Annotated in this window: 15 protein-coding genes; 7 read left to right on the plus strand and 8 right to left on the minus strand. The window is 46.0% G+C overall.

What is annotated here, in order from left to right:
• Positions 1–17: 17 nt before the first annotated feature.
• The 4 genes from QUA04_RS00565 to QUA04_RS00580 all read left to right on the plus strand — a co-directional run bounded on the left by QUA04_RS00565 (position 18) and on the right by QUA04_RS00580 (position 5,231).
• A complete protein-coding gene (locus tag QUA04_RS00565) occupies positions 18–1,496 on the plus strand; it encodes a TldD/PmbA family protein (RefSeq protein WP_333252779.1) in 1,479 nt (492 codons plus the stop codon).
• A gap of 146 nt (positions 1,497–1,642) precedes the next feature.
• Positions 1,643–2,989: a TldD/PmbA family protein gene (locus tag QUA04_RS00570; protein WP_333252780.1), complete on the plus strand. Its 1,347-nt coding sequence runs from the start codon at positions 1,643–1,645 to the stop codon at positions 2,987–2,989.
• Positions 2,990–3,294: 305 nt separating this feature from the next.
• Entirely contained in the window at positions 3,295–4,419 is a 1,125-nt protein-coding gene (locus QUA04_RS00575) for a THUMP domain-containing protein (protein ID WP_333252783.1), read from the plus strand.
• Between the two features lie 155 nt (positions 4,420–4,574).
• The gene (locus QUA04_RS00580; protein WP_333252786.1) at positions 4,575–5,231 is read left to right on the plus strand and encodes a hypothetical protein; all 657 of its coding nucleotides are present in this window, start codon (positions 4,575–4,577) and stop codon (positions 5,229–5,231) included.
• Positions 5,232–5,249: 18 nt separating this feature from the next.
• Here the strand turns inward: QUA04_RS00580 and hpxZ are convergent, their stop codons facing one another.
• From hpxZ to QUA04_RS00595, 3 genes are all read right to left on the minus strand, one after another.
• Positions 5,250–5,642, minus strand: coding sequence for an oxalurate catabolism protein HpxZ (gene hpxZ, locus QUA04_RS00585; RefSeq protein ID WP_333252788.1), 393 nt, complete (start codon positions 5,640–5,642; stop codon positions 5,250–5,252).
• 231 nt (positions 5,643–5,873) lie between these two features.
• The gene (locus QUA04_RS00590; RefSeq protein WP_332982885.1) at positions 5,874–6,293 is read right to left on the minus strand and encodes a peptidylprolyl isomerase; all 420 of its coding nucleotides are present in this window, start codon (positions 6,291–6,293) and stop codon (positions 5,874–5,876) included.
• A gap of 235 nt (positions 6,294–6,528) precedes the next feature.
• Entirely contained in the window at positions 6,529–7,398 is an 870-nt protein-coding gene (locus tag QUA04_RS00595; protein ID WP_333252790.1) for a prohibitin family protein, read from the minus strand.
• Between the two features lie 135 nt (positions 7,399–7,533).
• Here QUA04_RS00595 and QUA04_RS00600 point away from each other — a divergent pair, with 135 nt between their 5' ends.
• A complete protein-coding gene (locus QUA04_RS00600) occupies positions 7,534–8,325 on the plus strand; it encodes an RNA ligase family protein (RefSeq protein WP_333252792.1) in 792 nt (263 codons plus the stop codon).
• A 15-nt stretch (positions 8,326–8,340) separates the two neighbouring features.
• Entirely contained in the window at positions 8,341–9,501 is a 1,161-nt protein-coding gene (locus QUA04_RS00605; protein ID WP_333252794.1) for an AAA family ATPase, read from the plus strand.
• Between the two features lie 145 nt (positions 9,502–9,646).
• Here QUA04_RS00605 and QUA04_RS00610 read toward each other — a convergent pair whose 3' ends face one another.
• The 5 genes from QUA04_RS00610 to QUA04_RS00630 form a co-directional block, all read right to left on the minus strand.
• Complete coding sequence (locus QUA04_RS00610) at positions 9,647–10,030, minus strand: nuclear transport factor 2 family protein (protein WP_333252796.1); 384 nt, start codon at positions 10,028–10,030, stop codon at positions 9,647–9,649.
• 138 nt (positions 10,031–10,168) lie between these two features.
• Positions 10,169–10,852: an HAD family hydrolase gene (locus tag QUA04_RS00615; protein ID WP_333252799.1), complete on the minus strand. Its 684-nt coding sequence runs from the start codon at positions 10,850–10,852 to the stop codon at positions 10,169–10,171.
• 228 nt (positions 10,853–11,080) lie between these two features.
• On the minus strand, positions 11,081–11,935 hold the full coding sequence (locus tag QUA04_RS00620) for a manganese catalase family protein (RefSeq protein WP_333252801.1): 855 nt from the start codon (positions 11,933–11,935) through the stop codon (positions 11,081–11,083).
• A gap of 372 nt (positions 11,936–12,307) precedes the next feature.
• Positions 12,308–12,517, minus strand: coding sequence for an acetyltransferase (locus tag QUA04_RS00625; protein ID WP_333094800.1), 210 nt, complete (start codon positions 12,515–12,517; stop codon positions 12,308–12,310).
• Between the two features lie 27 nt (positions 12,518–12,544).
• A complete protein-coding gene (locus tag QUA04_RS00630; RefSeq protein WP_333252803.1) occupies positions 12,545–13,711 on the minus strand; it encodes a zinc-dependent alcohol dehydrogenase in 1,167 nt (388 codons plus the stop codon).
• A gap of 755 nt (positions 13,712–14,466) precedes the next feature.
• Here QUA04_RS00630 and mutS point away from each other — a divergent pair.
• The gene (gene mutS / locus QUA04_RS00635) at positions 14,467–17,094 is read left to right on the plus strand and encodes a DNA mismatch repair protein MutS (protein WP_333252805.1); all 2,628 of its coding nucleotides are present in this window, start codon (positions 14,467–14,469) and stop codon (positions 17,092–17,094) included.
• The last annotated feature ends 1 nt before the right edge of the window (position 17,095 follow it).

Raw genomic sequence — 17,095 nt, forward strand, 5'->3', positions numbered from 1 at the left:
ACGAATGACGAATAACTATGGTGCAATTAACTGCAAAAATCTCTGCTAACGAGTTAGCAAATTTGGCTGTAGATTTGATTCGGAAAACAGGTTGCGAGTACGGTGATGTGCGTTTTTGCAGTTACCGAAGGCAGAATCTTTACGCGCGCGATCGATCTTTAAGTCAACTGTCAGATAATGTAAGTTCCGGTTTTGGCGTGCGAGTGCTTCTAGACGGCGCTTGGGGGTTTGCCGCCAGTCACAGCAAAACACCTGCAGAGGTTGCAAGAATAGTCGCTTTGGCTGTAGAAATCGCTAAAGGCAGCCGCTTAACTCAGAAGGAACCGGTGCGGTTAGTACCAGTCGAAAAATATGTCGATACCTATGTAACTCCGATCGCCATTGACCCTTTTTCTGTACCGGTTGCTGACAAAGCTGAACTGCTGCTAACTATCAACGAGAAGCTGCTAGCACACGGCGCACAAGGCATCAAAAAAGCTTCTTCTTTTTTGCAGTCAAGCCGCGAAGACAAGGTTTTTGCTTCCACAGAAGGCTCGCTAATCGAACAAACAATCTACCGCAGCTATCCGGGTTTTAGCTGTACGGCAATTGCGGGTGGCGATGCCCAAAGCCGCAGTTACGAACGCCCGCCACTTAATATCGGTTACGAACATATTAATCCCGATGATTTGTTGAGTCAAGTGGAAAGAGTGGCCGCCGAAGCTATTGAGAAAGTGCGCGCTCCCAAAATCCCGGCAGGTATTTGCAAATCCCTGATTCTTAAGCCGACAAATTTGTTTTTGACAATCCACGAATCTGTAGGTCATCCAACTGAATTAGACCGGGTTTACGGCTACGAATCTAATTTTGCTGGCACTAGCTTTGCTACTACTGATAAGTTAAATAAACTGCAATACGCTGCACCTTGGGTGAATTTTAAGTGCGATCGCACTCAACCGGGTGGCCGCGGTACAATGGGTTACGATGATGAGGGCGTAAAATCACAAGAGTGGTACGTTGTCAAGGATGGAATTTTAGTTGATTATCTCACTGACAGAGAGACGGCTTATCGCCTCGGACGCGGTAGCAGCAATGGTTCTGCTTACGCTGACAGTTGGTCGAGCGTGCCGATGGTGAGAATTCCCAATTTGGGATTGGAGCCGGGCCCGGATGGCGGCAGCCATACTGCTACTTTGGCAGAGATGATTGCGGATACGGAAGACGGCATTTTAATCGACGGTATGGGTAGTTATTCCATCGACCAGCAGCGACGCAATTTTCAATTCGGCGGCGATGCTTTTTGGAAAGTGGAAAAAGGTAAAGTTGTCGGTATGTTGAAGGATGTAACTTATCAGGCGATGACTACTGATTTCTGGAATCAAATAGATGCGATTGGGCCAGCTTCGGAGCTGGTTCAATGCGGTACTCATATATGCGGAAAGGGCGAGCCGATGCAGGTTGCTCAAATGACTCATGCTTGTGTGCCGGTGCGAGTGAGGGATATTCAAATTGGGTAATAGGGCATGGGGCATGGGGCATGGAGCATCGGTTCTTAGTTATTAGTTAATTGCTAACAATGCCCAATTCCCAATGTCCAATTTGCAATGCCCAATTCGCAATGCCCAATTCGCAATGCCCAATTCGCAATGCCTAATTACCAATCATGATTGTAACAACATCGCCCGCAAGTTTAAGTGAAGACCAAGCCTTATCTGTAGTAGAAAAAGCAGTCAAACTATCCAAAGCAGAGGAAGTGTTTGTCAGTCTCTCTACAGGCGAGGAATCTCTTTCGAGATTCTCGGAAAATCAAATCAGCCAAAATATCAGCAAAACTGTATTTAGCCTGAGCATTACTAGCTATTTCGGTAACAAAAGCGCCTCTGCTGCTGTTACAGAATTTGATGAAGATGCGATCGCCTCTGCAGTCAAGCGATCGGAAGAATTGGCCCGAATTGCGCCGGCAGACCCCGAATGGATGCCGCTGCTGCCGCCTCAAACCTACGATTTGCGATCGCCCGCATTCGACGCAGCAACGGCAACTGTATCGCCTCTAGCGCGGGCAGAAATGGTGCAGCAAGCTTGCGCTATTGCCGGACAGGGGGGCGCTCATGGTTCGGGCACTTTGAGCGCTGATGCGTGGCTGTACGCGATCGCCTCGTCAACCGGACTCCGCGCCTGCAATCAGTCTACAGAGGCTGATTTCAGCTTTACGGCTCGCGTTGAAGACGGTTCTAGTTGGGCTCAGAGCACTGCTTGGAGTATCAACGAATTGCCCATCGCCGAATTAGCAGAACAAGTGCTCGATCGGGCGATGGCATCCCGCAACCCGCGCCCCATCACTCCCGGCGTTTATCCGGTAATCTTTGACGGCGCTGCTTTTGGGGGCTTGCTACCGTGGGTGATTTGGGGGCTGGATGCGAGGGCGGCGGATGAGGGGCGATCGTTTATGTCGATCGCCGATGCAGAGGGAAAACCAGCGGGAAACCGCGCGGGGGAACAACTTTTTAGCCCGTTAGTGCAAGTGCAGCGCGATCCGGCTCATCCTTTGCTGCGATCGAATACTTTTTTCGGCGACGGATTGAGCAATAACTATTTGGAAATCATCAAAGATGGCGTCCCTCAAAGTTTGTCTTATTCCCGCTACTGGGCCGCACAAAAAGGCAAAGAGGCAAAAGGTGCTTATTACCCGATCGTGATGACAGGTTCCGACCAAAGTTTAGCAGATTTAATTGCTCAAACCGAGCGAGGAATTTTTGTCAGTCGAGCTTGGTACGTGCGCTACGTTAATCCGAAAACATTGGAAGTAACGGGAATGACTCGCGACGGTACTTTTTGGATTGAGGATGGCAAAATTCCTTACCCGATTAAAAACCTGCGTTTCAATCAAGTTTTACCTGATATGTTGCGCGATGTGGATGCAGTTAGTGCGGTGAAGCGTTACGCCGGTAGTGTCCTGCCCGGAGTGCGCGTGAAAGCTTTTAATTTCACGAGTATTACTGACAGTTTGTGACTTGCAAGGGTGAGGTGCGCGGAAACTCACCCCCAGGAGTCGGAATTCTTCATCTCTCTCTTCTCTTGATCTGCGTAAATCCGCGTCAATCTATTGTCATCTGCGGTTCTATAAATTATCTTTTTTTAACCGCAGATGATGGCAGATGCAACACAGATTAACGCAGATGAATTCTATCAATTTTGGTTGTACCGTCGGTGATTGTTGACTGTTGACTCGATTTTACAATTCTGATGGTACCGGATTTGATATAATTTAGGGCGATCGAGAAAAACCAATTCCCTGTTCCTAATTACCCATTATCAATGAATCAATATTTTGCTACAGTTGCGCGCGGTTTAGAAACTATTGCCGCCCAAGAATTAGAACGTTTAGGGGCCCAGGATGTCAAGCCAGATTTTACTGGGGTTTACTTTGCGGGCGATCGCGCTTTATTGTACCGCGTCAATCTGTGGTCGAGAACAATTTTTCGAGTGCTAATGCCGATCGCCGAATTCCGGTGTTACAACTCGGATATGCTCTACCGCGAAGTGCAGAAAATCCCTTGGGACGAATACTTATATCCAGACAATACTTTAGCAGTAAACTGCACGGGTGGCAACGAAAATTTGAACCACACTCACTTTACAGCTTTGCAGGTCAAAAATGCGATCGCCGACCAACAGCGCCTTCAATTTAACAAGCGTTCTAATGTCGATGTAGAGCATCCCGATTTGCTAATTAACATTCACATTCATCAAGATAGAGCTATTTTAAGTTTAGACAGTTCGGGCGGCAGTTTACACCGCCGGGGATATCGACCGGCGATGGGGCTTGCTCCCCTGAAAGAAACCCTAGCTGCGGCTTTGTTGGAGATGGCAGAATGGACGCCAGATTTGCCGTTTTTAGACCCGATGTGCGGTTCTGGGACTTTGCCTTTGGAAGCGACTTTAAAGGGATTGAATATTGCACCGGGATTGTTCCGAGAAAAGTTTGGATTTATGACTTGGCGGGATTTTGACGAACCTTTGTGGGATAAATTGTGGGCAGAAGCTGAAAACAGCGAATTGCCGGAACTTAAAGAGGTGATTGCAGGGTGCGATCGCGATTCCGATATGTTAACTCAAGCTCGCACGAACGCGCAGCAAGCTGGTATTTCTGGTAAGATTCAGTTTGCTCAAACCGAGTTATCTCAGTTGGAAGCACCCGCAGACAGAGGCGTTTTGATTTGCAATCCTCCCTACGGAGAGCGCCTGGGAGATGCTAGCGAATTGGGAGATTTGTACAAGATGTTGGGGGATATTTTCAAGAATCGTTTTAAAGGTTGGAATGCCTTTATTTTAACAGGAAATAAGGAGTTGGGTAAAAAGGTTGGACTCAGGACATCGCGGCGGATTCCGGTTTTTAATGGCTCGATTCCGTGTACTTTACTCAAATATGAACTGTATTAGGGGAGAGGAGCGGGAAAATTGCGGTAATGACCAAGCTACTGCAAAAGTGGATAACCAAGAAAGACGTGCAGCTATGGTAGAATTGCTCCGGCTATAGTTAAATTGAGCTTTTGGATACCGCTTTAGAATCATTTTAATTTACAGCCTCTCAAAATATGAAATCAAAATTTATAGTGTGGGGTGCGATATTTTTTAATATATTAAATTTAATTATCGTACTCTGTTCCTATTCTTTAGCAGGTGTGGAGCTTGACGTGTGGGCGGGATTATTTGGTATATTTGTGTTGTTAATATATGTTTTCTATGTATTTTTAGACCCAGAAATATTAGTACAAAATTCCGACAAGTTAACTGTAAAAATAGTCGCTTTTTCCTTAATTATTTCTACCTGCACCCTACTTTATGATTTGGGTAAATTACCCGAATATGTGATTGGTATAGTTATTGTTGGAGGAAGAGGAGACATTGTACAAGTTGTACAATCACCCAATCAATTAAAATCTATTTATTGCTACTACAACGGAGATTTAATGTTAAACGATCGCGATGATACCACAGGGTCATGTGGCATCAGGTTAAGATACAAGTTAGTCCCTTTTATTGAAAAAAAAATTTACTCTTATGACGGGCAAGAGCTTTATTTTAGAGTAAATGAACATGAAAACGAACCTAATGTGCCACCTTTGCCTATGAAGAATACAGGTAACAAAGCAGAGGCACTAATACTAAAGGAAAAAAAGAATATCTGCGGAATTAAATGGCTCAACAATAATCAAATTCAACTACCGACTGGGGAAATTATTTCACCTTGATCCGAGGTATGTCACCGCTCATCCCTCCATCGGCAAAAAAGAAACGTGAGCGGAAACAATCTTCCACCCTTGAGGAAACTTGCGCCACATCTGACTTTGCCGCCCCAGCCGCACCACTCCATCCATTACACGGCGAAATTCCAGCGTCACAGCCGCCGTGTCTGCATCGAAAGTCACGACTTTGAGGTTGAACATTTCTCGATCGACATTTACAGGCGATCGTCCCTTGCGAAAAGCCCTCACCTCATCGCTCCCGTACAGGTTCTCCGTCACCCCAAACCGCACGACTTCCGGCGCATCCCAGAACAAATTATCGAGAGTTTCAATATCATTCGTACAAAGAGCTTTTTCGTATTTTAAATATAGTTCAGTTAACTCAGCCACCACAGCAGAATCATTGATAACAGTCATTCGATTTTAGATTTTAGATTTTAGATTTTAGATTGACACCACGGATAAATCCGGGGGCTTGAGGATGCAAGGATTTTGGATTTTGGATTGATTCCACGGATAAATCAGGGGGCTTGTACCATCAAGAAATCATTGGTCATAAATTGTATATTTTAAAACTCTTAACTTTCACAAGTTTTGTTTGCAATAAGGACTAAATTCCTTATTGCAAACGCCACTAATTAGAGGAAATTAATGCTCAATTTTGAGCGAAATAATCTTGTCACCTTGGCGGATAGCATTGACGACAGACATATCCTCAGTTTTGCCAAAAGTTGTGTGCACTCCATCTAGATGAGACTGGGGAGAATGGCAAATAAAGAATTGGCTACCACCCGTATCTTTACCTGCGTGAGCCATCGATAAAGTTCCTGCCAAATGTTTGTTGGAGTTGATTTCACACTTGATTTTGTAGCCGGGGCCGCCCGTTCCATTGCCTTTTGGACAGCCACCTTGAATCATAAAGTTAGGAATGACTCGGTGAAAAGCCAATCCATCGTAAAAACCTTTTTCCGCCAAGTCAACAAAATTCTTCACTGTGTTAGGCGCATCCGCATCGAACAATTCCAAATTGATTGTGCCTTTGTCGGTTTCCATAATAGCGCGGGTCATGATTTTTCCTTGCTTCCTAAAATGAGTGTGTTGCCTGCGTGTTAATTGCGGACTTCGCTTTTATAGCGACAGATTCAAACTGTCGTTATATTGTGGCTTTCAGAAGTGTAGCATATTCCGACAACTCTCATAAGACTTATGTGTGTTTTCTGAGGAAACCCGGTTTATTGCGAGATTTCTGGTTAGCAAAGCCCATATTTTCGGAGACACCGGGTTTGTTACCCTCAGTCATATTTTAATCGTTGGTCACTTGCGGGCGATCGGGTTCTTCCTGAATATCGCTCATATTAAAAATGAAAGGAACCCGACTCGAACCTGCGCCCATAACCAGCACTTTTGGCATCTGAGCCCCCCCGCTTCTCCAAGCTTCGATCGCCTCTTTTTGCAGCACTAAATTGCCGCCTTGAGCCTTCAAAGTTTCAGCCAAAAGTCTTTGAGCTTCCGCCCTACCTTGAGCGCGGTTAATGTCAGCTTGAGCTTGTTGTTCTGCTTCCTGAGCCACATAAACAGCCCTTTGCGCCCGCTGTTCAGCAACCTGTTTCTCCTCAACCGCTTTCGCAAAATCTGTCGAGAATCGAATGTTAACAACGCTCGTATCGAGTACGATTACATCATACTTTGATAGCCTTTCCTTCAGCGCAGTATCAAAGTCTCGCTTCAGTTCACTTCTTTGAGTAATAGATTGTTCGGCGGTTCTCAGTGCCGCCGCTGTTTTAAATGCTTCTTGCGTCTGAGGAGCAATAATTTTTGAGACTATATTCTCCAAAGTGCCTTGAGTCCTTCGGACATCAACTATTCTCTCAGGATCGAGGCGAAAGTTGATCGCAAAACTAGCATTTAAATCCTGAAGGTCTTTAGTAGCACTCTGGGCGGGAACTTCAAATTTTTGCACTGTTACATCGTACACATCTACCTTGGATATTAGCGGGGGTCTGAGGTGAAACCCCTCTAACAATGCTCCATCTCGGGCTTTTCCTAAAACACTGACTACCCCTGCTTCGCCTGGATTGATGACGACAAAAGAGTTTAAACCGATGAGTAGCGCGCCTACTAATAGAACCCCAGCGATTGCTGATGATATGCTCTGGAAATTTTGAGTTTTCAACTTACACGCTCCTTTGTGCTCATTCCATTATAATGGTTAAATAGATTGGGTCGCCTCTAAAGTCTAAAATGTAAAATTACAATCTAAAATGGATGGGGTTGCCTCTGAAATCTTAAATCTAAAATGGATGGGCTGATGCTCAAAATTGTTAAATATCCTAGAACTTATCACATTGAAGGTTCGCGTTTCCAACCGGGTGATGAAGACCTCGACAGCGTGCCATTTAGCGCCCTGAGCGATCGCCCGACAGTGATTGAAGAAAAGGTAGACGGCGCTAATACAGGCATCAGCTTCGCACCCGATGGACAAATGCTGCTGCAAAGTCGCGGCCACTATCTCACCGGCGGGCCGAGAGAAAAACATTTTAACTTATTCAAACAGTGGGCTTTCAGTCTCAGCGGAGCCCTGGGAGAAGTGCTGGGAAATCGCTACATTCTTTACGGCGAATGGCTGTATGCCAAACACACTGTTTTTTATGATTTTTTGCCACACTATTTTATGGAATATGACGTGCTGGACTTAGAAACCAGTCAATTTCTGAGTACAGAATCCCGCCAGAAGTTGTTAAGCGGACTGCCGTTAGTGTCCGTTCCCGTGTTGTTTTCTGGAGTGCTGAAATCTCCCAAGCACATGATGCAGTTTATGGAAAAATCTAATTTTATTCAACCGGGACATTTGGATCGGTTGCGTTTGTACTGCGGGGAATTGGGATTAGATGAAGAACGATGCTTGAAAGAGACTGACAAGAGCGATCTCATGGAGGGGCTGTACCTTAAAGTCGAAGAAGATGGCATAGTAAAGGCGCGTTACAAATACGTGCGTGCTAGCTTTTTGACGGCTATTAAAAATGCCGAAGGACATTGGCTAAATCGCCCCATTATACCCAATATTCTGCGTCCCGATGTGAATTTATTTAATTTTAGTTAACCAGCAGGTGAATTTATGAATGCACTGTTATCGCCCTCGGCCACTTGGACTTTTCCCTTTTGTCCCGAACCGCCCCATTGGTTTCTGGATTGGGACAGCATTCAAAATCATTTCGATTGGATTCAAAACTTAAAAGGATGTAAGCAAGACCCGATTTATCACGCCGAAGGAGACGTTTTAACTCATACCAGAATGGTCTGCGAAGCATTAATATCTTCCCCGAATTGGCGGGAACTTCCCGAAAAAGAACGATCGATACTTTTTGCCGCCGCTTTGCTGCACGATGTCGCCAAACCAGCCTTTACAAAAATAGAAGCCGACGGCAGAATTAGCTCAAAAGGTCACGCCCGCCAAGGTGCGAGAATGGTCAGACAAATTTTATCCCAATTCGAGCCGCCTGTGCAGTTTGACATTCGCGAAACAGTTGTGGCGATCGTCCAATTCGGCAGTTTACCCATCTGGCTGATCGACAAACCCAACCCGCAGCAGTCTGTAATTAAAGTCAGTCAAGTTGTCCGCTGCGATTTCCTTGCACTTTTAGCCGAAGCAGACGTGCGCGGCCGACAGTGTAGTGACAGACAAGAATTGCTCGATAAAATAGAACTATTTCGGGAGTTTTGTCAACAAAATAATTGTTTTGATTCTCCCCGACAATTCCCCTCCGCACACAGCAGATTTATCTACTTCCGCAAAGAGAATGGAAACCCAGATTACGACGCATTTGACGACACTAAATGCGAAGTAATTTTGATGTCTGGCTTGCCAGGAAGCGGTAAAGATTATTGGATTCGGAAAAATCTCCCAGATTTGCCAGTAATCTCGCTGGATGCACTGCGAAAAGAGATGAATGTGCCTCCCAACGAAACCCCTGGAAATGTGGTCACCGCCGCCAAACAAAGAGCGCGCGAATACATGAATGAGGGGCACTCTTTTGTGTGGAACGCCACGAATACCACTAAACAAATGCGCCAGCAATTAATTAATTTTTTTGCTGCTTATCAAGCCCGCATTCGCATTGTTTATCTAGAAGTACCTCTACAAGAAATATTGCAGCGGAATCGATCGCGCACAGCAACAGTACCGGAAGCAGTCATTCGCAAATTAGCTGCGCGACTGGATATTCCAGACATCACAGAAGCGCATCAGGTAGAGTGGATACTGAGCGATCGCGCTTAATAGTGGCAATCCACCCGCTAGCGCCCGTATTACTTCAACGCGCTACTAATTCCGGCGTTGCTGAATACAGCTATGAATTCAAAATTTCCCAATTGCGACAAGCCCTCGGAGTCCGCTACTTTTGCCTGTTATCTGGAGCGCGTGGTTAGGCATTAGGGGTGGACGATGGAAGTGGACAGACTTCCATAGCTTGAATCAAGTTGTATTCAAGGGTGAATCGATGGCCCACGTGCTCATCGGCAAGAACTGCTCCAGCCAAGTCACGCACGACCTGATGCACATCGACCAAAATGCGCCCGGCCTCCTCCGAGTAAAAGGAAACCGGCTCGACGTGCGGATTGATTTCGCTCCATTGCTCCATCCAGTAAGCGCGAACTTCTTCAGACCCACGGACAAAACCACCTTTGAACGCTTTCGGCCAAGCCACGTCCGGAGTCATGAGGGCAAGGGCAGCGTCAATGTCTCGCGCGTTAAAGGCTGCGTACGCCGCACGGAGCAGTTCGATTTCTGCAGCAGGTTGATCTGACATAAAAGGTATGGTGAAAGAGATGCAGTAAGGACTAATAATTTAGTGTACAGAGTTTAGGTGATTCGCCCATCTAGACATGGCTAGACAAAGCGCTAGAAATTCAAAAGAAATATTGGCGTTGCTGAATACAGGTATGAATCAACGCCCTAATTCCTTTTTCCCTAAAATAGAATCGTCATAATGCGCCAACAAATCAGCAGGGTGATCGTAAATTGCCGCAGCATTTGCCAGCGAAGCATCATCGAAACCTCCGCACCGAAAAGCAATTACTGGCACCCCGCACTTGCCCGCAGCTTCGATATCGTAAGGAGTATCAGCTAACATCACCGTCTGACTCGCTTCCATCTGCAATTTGCTCAAAGCAGCTTCCACAATATCCGGTTCCGGCTTAGAAGCTTCCGCATCACTCGATGTCGCCGCTTGCGCTTGATCCAATAAATCGTCAACTTGTGCAGCTTTCAGCAAACCGGAAAGTTCTTCGGTGGTAGCTGAAGTAGCAATAATTAGCCGCAATCCTTCTTTCTGCATTTTTAACAGCAAATCGCGCGAACCGGGGGTTGGAGAAAGTTCGGGAGCAAAGCGGTTAATAATCAGTTCTTTGCGCCGCTGTGCAATCTTTTTCCCGTCGCCTTCTTCGTCGGAAAGCCCTGATACCATTTTGGGTATAACTTTGTCGCCTCCCATGCCAATTAGCGGGCGAATTTTATCGAACGGCACCTCGTAGCCGTAAGCGGCAAATGCCTCTACCCAAGCTTGAGCGTGGGCATCATTGCTGAGCGTCAGAGTACCGTCAATATCGAGAATTACTGCTTGCAATTGCATAACTTATTTGTTGTTAGTTATTAGACTTATTGTCAAAACCTGGTTTGTAGTAAGGACGGAAGTCCTTAACTAATTAATTGGCACATTAGCGAGGAAAGTTATTACTACTAACCAAAGGTTAGTAGTAATAACTTTCGTTTTTGTTAGGTTAGGAGTAAGCACTTTAGTCCTTCATTACTTAATTACTCAATCGGGGACAGAAAACTCCACTACTAACTTTTTGATTGGCTATTTCATGCCAGTGCCGTGCAATTTTGGTTCGGGCGGCGGCGGTACTGGTTCTGATCCTAACGGTTGGGGATTGGCTACATATTCAAACTCGCCTTTGCCGTCCATTGATTTGCCTTTCGCCCAGCGTCCCTCGCTACTTTCGGAACCTTCAGAATGATTCCAAAACTGATAAGCAAATTCTGATTTTTCCAACTCCTGCGGGAAGGAACTCGGAACGGGGGTTGTTTCCATTCCCGAACTTTCTAAATCTTCGATCGCCGCCAGCCACAAATTTTGGTGCATCGTGTCGCGGGCGATCATAAAACTCAGGGTGTCTTTCACGCCCGGATCGTCTGACATTTCATACATCCGCACAGCCTGCAATCTTCCTTGCGATTCGGCGTGCAAATTCGAGCGAAAATCTGCTAAAAGATTGCCGCTAGCAACGATATAACGGCCGTTCCAGGGATACCCTACGCTGTCGCTAGGAAGTGCGCCCAAACCCGATACAATTGCGTGCTGCGGATTCATGCTGCTGGCGATCGCATCTCGCGGGCTGTTTCCACCCATCACAGCACCCACCACAGCATCCTTGAAACCGTCTTCTTGCATAGATACAGGAGCTTTATCTAACAAGTGAGCAATCATAGTTGCTAGCATCTCGATATGCCCGATTTCTTCTGTACCGACATCAAGCAACATATCGCGATATTTGGCTGGACCTCGGCAGTTCCAACCTTGAAATAGGTACTGCATCATCACGGTCATTTCGCCAAATGTACCGCCAATTAGTTCTTGTATTTTCTTGGCGTAAACGGCATCTGGCTTTTCTGGTCTTTTGTAATACTGTAGTGGCTTCTTATGGTAAAACATGGGGAATTCCTCCCAGGGTTGTTTGATTAACTTTCATTAGTTTTAACGCTGCCCGTGAGGGAGGGAATCAGCTTTTAGTCATAAAGAAATTCAATCAAATCCGGTTAGGTTTATCACTTTAGTTTAATGCGGTTTCTCGCGCCCGCGAACTAAAGAGTATATTAAATTTGGGCGATCGTACATTCTATTTAAACAAACACAGCGCTGTATCCTCCGGGTGTCAAAAAACACGTCAAAACCGCCCTCCTCCAGGGGTATTAACCCCTATTGGAGAGCGGTTTTTCGGGTTTAGCGGACACTTATGTGCTGTGTCCATCCCCCTAGCTTCGAGTCCCCCCCCCTTGTTAAGCGGGATGGGGAGAATCAGTGGAATCAATGAGTTTGATAATTTTCCTCAGTCCAACAGCGCGGCAGAGCTTCACCGGAAGGAAAGACTAAATTACTTTTTGGAAAAGTTGCTTTCTCTTGCTCTTCTTGACCAGCTTGATTTTTTCCCGGCACTTCTTGTTTTGTAGGGCTGATTAAAGCATCTACATCCAGGATTTCTATCAAGTCGCCTGATTCTTTTTCTTGTAAAAGCATAGTTTTTCCGTGAAGGGTAAATCCGAGTTAGGGTTTGAGGACAATTTTGATGCAGTTGTCTTTTTTGTTTTTGAAAATGTCGTAGCCGTGGGGCGCTTCATCCAATTTCATTCGGTGCGTAATTACGAATGATGGGTCAATTTCGCCTTTTTGAACCCGATCGAGCAAAGGCCGCAAATAGCGCTGAACGTGCGTCTGTCCCATTTTCATGGTCAAGGCTTTGTTGAAAGCTGCACCTAATGGCACTTTGTCCACGAAGCCGCCGTAAACGCCGGGAATTGACACTGTGCCACCCTTGCGACACGCGAGGATTACTTGTCGCAGGGCCGTAGGTCGATCGCTCTCCAACCGCACGGCTTGCTTGGCTTTGTCGTACAAAGCGTCGAGACCTGTGCCGTGGGCTTCCATCCCTACCGCGTCGATGCAAGAGTCGGGTCCGCGTCCCCCCGTCATTTCGGTGACGGCTTCCCCGGCGTCTATTTCTTCGTAATTGATGATTTCAGCTTTCCCCGCGGCCGCCATTTGCAAGCGTTCCGGTATGCGGTCGATCGCAATTACTCGCTCGGCCCCCAGCATAAACGCGCTTCTGATTGCAAATTGTCCGACCGGCCCGCATCCCCAAACTGCTACAGTATCCCCCGGCTGAATGTCGCAGTTTTCGGCCGCCATGTAACCGGTGGGAAAGATATCGGTGAGGAACAATACTTGTTCGTCCGAAAGTCCGTCGGGAATTTTTAAAGGGCCGACATCTGCAAACGGAACCCGCGCGTATTCTGCTTGACCTCCTGCATAGCCGCCCGTTAAATGCGAGTAGCCAAACAGTCCTGCCGGCGAATGACCGAACATTTTTTCAGCCAGCCCAGCATTGGGGTTGGAGTTGTCGCACAGCGACCACAAATCGCGGTTGCAAAAAAAGCAACTGCCGCAAGAAATAGTAAAAGGAATGATGACGCGATCGCCCTTTTTTAAGTTCTTGACTTGGCTGCCGAGTTCGACTACTTCCCCCATGAATTCGTGACCCAGAATGTCGCCCGATTGCATTGTCGGAATGAAGCCATTGTAGAGGTGCAAATCTGAGCCGCAGATTGCTGTAGACGTGATTTTAACTATCGCATCGCGCGGATTGATAATTGTTGGGTCTGGTACATTATCAACGCGCACATCATTTGCTCCGTGCCAGCAAAGAGCTTTCATTATTTCGTTCTCCTCTAGTTAACTACTAGCGAGCAAATTTTTGATTCTAAATCATACCTTTACTAAACCGATAAATTACTCGCTTGGATGTTGCTAATCTTAAGCATATAAAATATATATTCTCTCTATCGGAGGTATAATTTATAAATCTATCTTCCGGATGTTTTCAATAACAAAAATGTAAAGTTTATCCCCCGGCTAAAGTGCGGGAGATTTCACATTCTTCTGTTAAGCCCCAACAGTTATAGCAACCGCACCCGACGTTTAGAACATTCTTAATTGCTGAAACCGTTGCCGAAGATTGCTTCTTCCTTCTCTCATAGATAACTAAAGCCTTTTTCCTTCTCTCATAGATAACTAAAGCCTTTTTTCTTTTTCCTTCTTCCTTCTTCCTTCTTCTTTATTCCTTGAACATCTGCTATAACAGCTAACAACTACATAGCTGAGATTGTTTTTGTCGATCGCCGATCGCTCTCATCTCACAAAAACTAAACTGTTCTCACTTAATCTCACTAAAACCGATGTTTTTGCTCACTTTAGATAAAAAGCGACCGAAAACTTCTCAAGTAAAAGCTGGTTTATAGATTATTAAGCAGGGCGCGTGACTTTTGTATAGGTCAACACTCAGCCCAAATCTTGAGAATTACGCACCCTGCTTAAGGGGGATTAATCGTCAAATATTGTATCATTAGTTATAGTTAAAAGCCGAGCTTGCGCTAAAGTTGTTAAAGATTAAAATTTATCGATCGCCTTTTATGCCTTACACTGCATCTACCCCAACAGACCCCAATCAACCCAACATCCGCAATGCCGACCACCGCCTACTAGAATTCACCAAGCTAACGCCGATGATGCAGCGGTATGTGGAAGTAAAAGAACAGTATCCCCACGCACTTTTATTGTTTCGGGTAGGAGATTTCTTTGAGTGTTTTTTCCAAGATGCAGTTACGATTTCGCGGGAATTAGAACTTGTTTGTACGAGTAAAGAAAGCGGCAAAGAAATCGGCAGAGTGCCGATGACAGGAGTGCCGCACCACGCCCTCGATCGCTACACTTCAATGTTAGTAGAAAAAGGTTATGCTGTGGTAGTTTGCGACCAAGTTGAAGATGCGTCAATTGCTGCTAAAGAAGGCCGCCAAGTCAAGCGCGAAATTACCCGCATTCTGACTCCTGGAACTTTGACTGATGACGGAATGCTCAAACCCAGACAAAATAATTTTTTAGCAGCAGTCGTCATCGCTGGGGAACATTGGGGATTGGCTTATACTGATATTTCTACGGGAGAATTCGTCACTACCCAAGCCGACAGTTTAGAACAATTAACCCTAGAATTGCTGCGCTTGCAGCCTTCGGAAGTCTTGGTACCGACTAATGCGCCGGATTTGGTGACTATGTTAAGGCCCGGAGAGAAATCCGAGCATTTGCCCGATTGTTTGCCGAATTCGTTTTGCTATTCTTTGCGATCGCAAATTCCGTTTACTTTGCCCGAAGCAAAACAGAGAATCCTGCAAAAGTTCAAAGTGCGATCGCTTGAAGGTATGGGATGCGGCCATTTGCCCCTCGCAGTGCGCGCCGCCGGCGGTTTGTTGCAATATCTCGAAGAAACTCAAAAGGAAAAAGCAGTTTCTTTGCAAAGATTGCACACTTACACTCTCACCGATTTTCTCATACTCGACTACCAAACCCGCCGCAATCTCGAAATTACTCAAACGGTGAGAGATGGGGTTTTTCATGGTTCGCTGCTGTGGGCTATAGACAAAACCAGCACCGCAATGGGAGGCCGCGCTTTGCGCCGCTGGGTGCTGCAACCTTTGCTCAACATTAAAGGCATTGGCGCCAGACACGACACGATCCAAGAATTAGTAGAAAATAACGGTCTGCGCCAAGATTTTCAGCAGTTGCTGCGCCAAATTTACGACATCGAAAGACTGACAGGCCGCGCGGGTTCTGGAACAGCTAGCGCGCGGGATTTGGTCGCTTTAGCTGATTCTCTGGGAAAACTGCCGGAATTAGCCTCGATCGCAGTCCAAGGGATCTCGCCCTATTTGAAAGCGCTGCAAAATGTACCGCCAATTTTAGAAGAATTAGCAAGTAAAATTCACGCTCATTTAGTTGACGAACCGCCGATTCATTTAAAAGAAGGAGGTTTGATTCGAGCGGGAATAAATCCGATGCTAGATGAAATGCGCCACACTGCATCAGCCGATCAAGAATGGATTGCCAATTTAGAAGCAACTGAGAGAAAACGCACCGGAATTTCTAATTTAAAAGTAGGCTACAATAAAGCTTTCGGCTATTACATCAGCATTACCAAATCAAAAGTAGACCAAGTACCGAGGGACTACACCCGCAAACAAACTCTCACCAATGAAGAACGTTATAGCACTGAAGAATTAAAAGAAAGGGAAGTGCGAATTCTGACAGCGCGGGAAGATTTAAATCAATTGGAATACGATATTTTTGCTAAAGTGCGATCGGAGGTAGGAGAACACGCCGAAATTATTCGCAACGTTTCCCGCGCCGTGGCGGCGGCGGATGTTTTGTGCGGTTTGGCAGAAGTAGCAGTTTACCAGAATTACTGCCGCCCAACTATGACAGAAAGTCGGGAAATTAAAATTATTGAAGGTTGTCATCCTGTAGTTGAAAAGTCTTTGCCGCCGGGATTTTTTGTACCTAATTCTGCTTTTTTGGGTCGGGAAGAATCGCTAAACCGCCCAGATTTAATTATTTTAACCGGGCCGAATGCTAGCGGGAAAAGCTGCTACTTGCGGCAGGTGGGTTTGATCCAGTTAATGGCGCAGATGGGCAGTTATGTGCCGGCGAAAGCTGCGAGTTTGGGAATTTGCGATCGGATTTTTACCCGCGTCGGCGCAGTAGATGATTTGGCAACTGGTCAGTCTACGTTTATGGTGGAAATGAACGAAACTGCAAATATTCTCAATCACGCGACGCCGCAATCATTGGTGTTGTTAGATGAAATTGGCAGGGGAACGGCGACGTTTGACGGACTTTCGATTGCTTGGTCTGTGGCAGAATATTTAGCAACTGAGATTCGGGCGCGGACGATTTTTGCGACTCACTATCACGAATTGAATGAGTTAGCTTCTATTTTAGATAATGTCGCAAATTATCAGGTTACAGTGAAAGAATTGCCGGATCAAATCGTATTTTTGCACCAAGTTCAGCCGGGAGGTGCTGACAAATCTTACGGAATTGAAGCGGGCAGATTGGCTGGTTTACCGCCGTCGGTGATTGACAGGGCGAGACAAGTGATGAAGCAGATTGAGAAACATAGCAAAATTGCGATCGGGCTGCGGAAAGGTGTTAAAAAAGATGGCAAAAAAGAGTCTGAAGGCGAACAGTTGGATATTTTTGATGATTAAA

This window comes from Microcoleus sp. S13_C5, from assembly GCF_036700845.1.
Lineage (GTDB): Bacteria > Cyanobacteriota > Cyanobacteriia > Cyanobacteriales > Microcoleaceae > Microcoleus.

Coding starts and splice junctions, on each gene's coding strand:
- QUA04_RS00565 (WP_333252779.1), top strand. CDS start 18: ATGGTGCAATTAACTGCAAAAATCTCTGCTAACGAGTTAGCAAATTTG.
- QUA04_RS00570 (WP_333252780.1), top strand. CDS start 1,643: ATGATTGTAACAACATCGCCCGCAAGTTTAAGTGAAGACCAAGCCTTA.
- QUA04_RS00575 (WP_333252783.1), top strand. CDS start 3,295: ATGAATCAATATTTTGCTACAGTTGCGCGCGGTTTAGAAACTATTGCC.
- QUA04_RS00580 (WP_333252786.1), top strand. CDS start 4,575: ATGAAATCAAAATTTATAGTGTGGGGTGCGATATTTTTTAATATATTA.
- hpxZ (WP_333252788.1), bottom strand. CDS start 5,642: ATGACTGTTATCAATGATTCTGCTGTGGTGGCTGAGTTAACTGAACTA.
- QUA04_RS00590 (WP_332982885.1), bottom strand. CDS start 6,293: ATGACCCGCGCTATTATGGAAACCGACAAAGGCACAATCAATTTGGAA.
- QUA04_RS00600 (WP_333252792.1), top strand. CDS start 7,534: ATGCTCAAAATTGTTAAATATCCTAGAACTTATCACATTGAAGGTTCG.
- QUA04_RS00605 (WP_333252794.1), top strand. CDS start 8,341: ATGAATGCACTGTTATCGCCCTCGGCCACTTGGACTTTTCCCTTTTGT.
- QUA04_RS00610 (WP_333252796.1), bottom strand. CDS start 10,030: ATGTCAGATCAACCTGCTGCAGAAATCGAACTGCTCCGTGCGGCGTAC.
- QUA04_RS00615 (WP_333252799.1), bottom strand. CDS start 10,852: ATGCAATTGCAAGCAGTAATTCTCGATATTGACGGTACTCTGACGCTC.
- QUA04_RS00620 (WP_333252801.1), bottom strand. CDS start 11,935: ATGTTTTACCATAAGAAGCCACTACAGTATTACAAAAGACCAGAAAAG.
- QUA04_RS00625 (WP_333094800.1), bottom strand. CDS start 12,517: ATGCTTTTACAAGAAAAAGAATCAGGCGACTTGATAGAAATCCTGGAT.
- QUA04_RS00630 (WP_333252803.1), bottom strand. CDS start 13,711: ATGAAAGCTCTTTGCTGGCACGGAGCAAATGATGTGCGCGTTGATAAT.
- mutS (WP_333252805.1), top strand. CDS start 14,467: ATGCCTTACACTGCATCTACCCCAACAGACCCCAATCAACCCAACATC.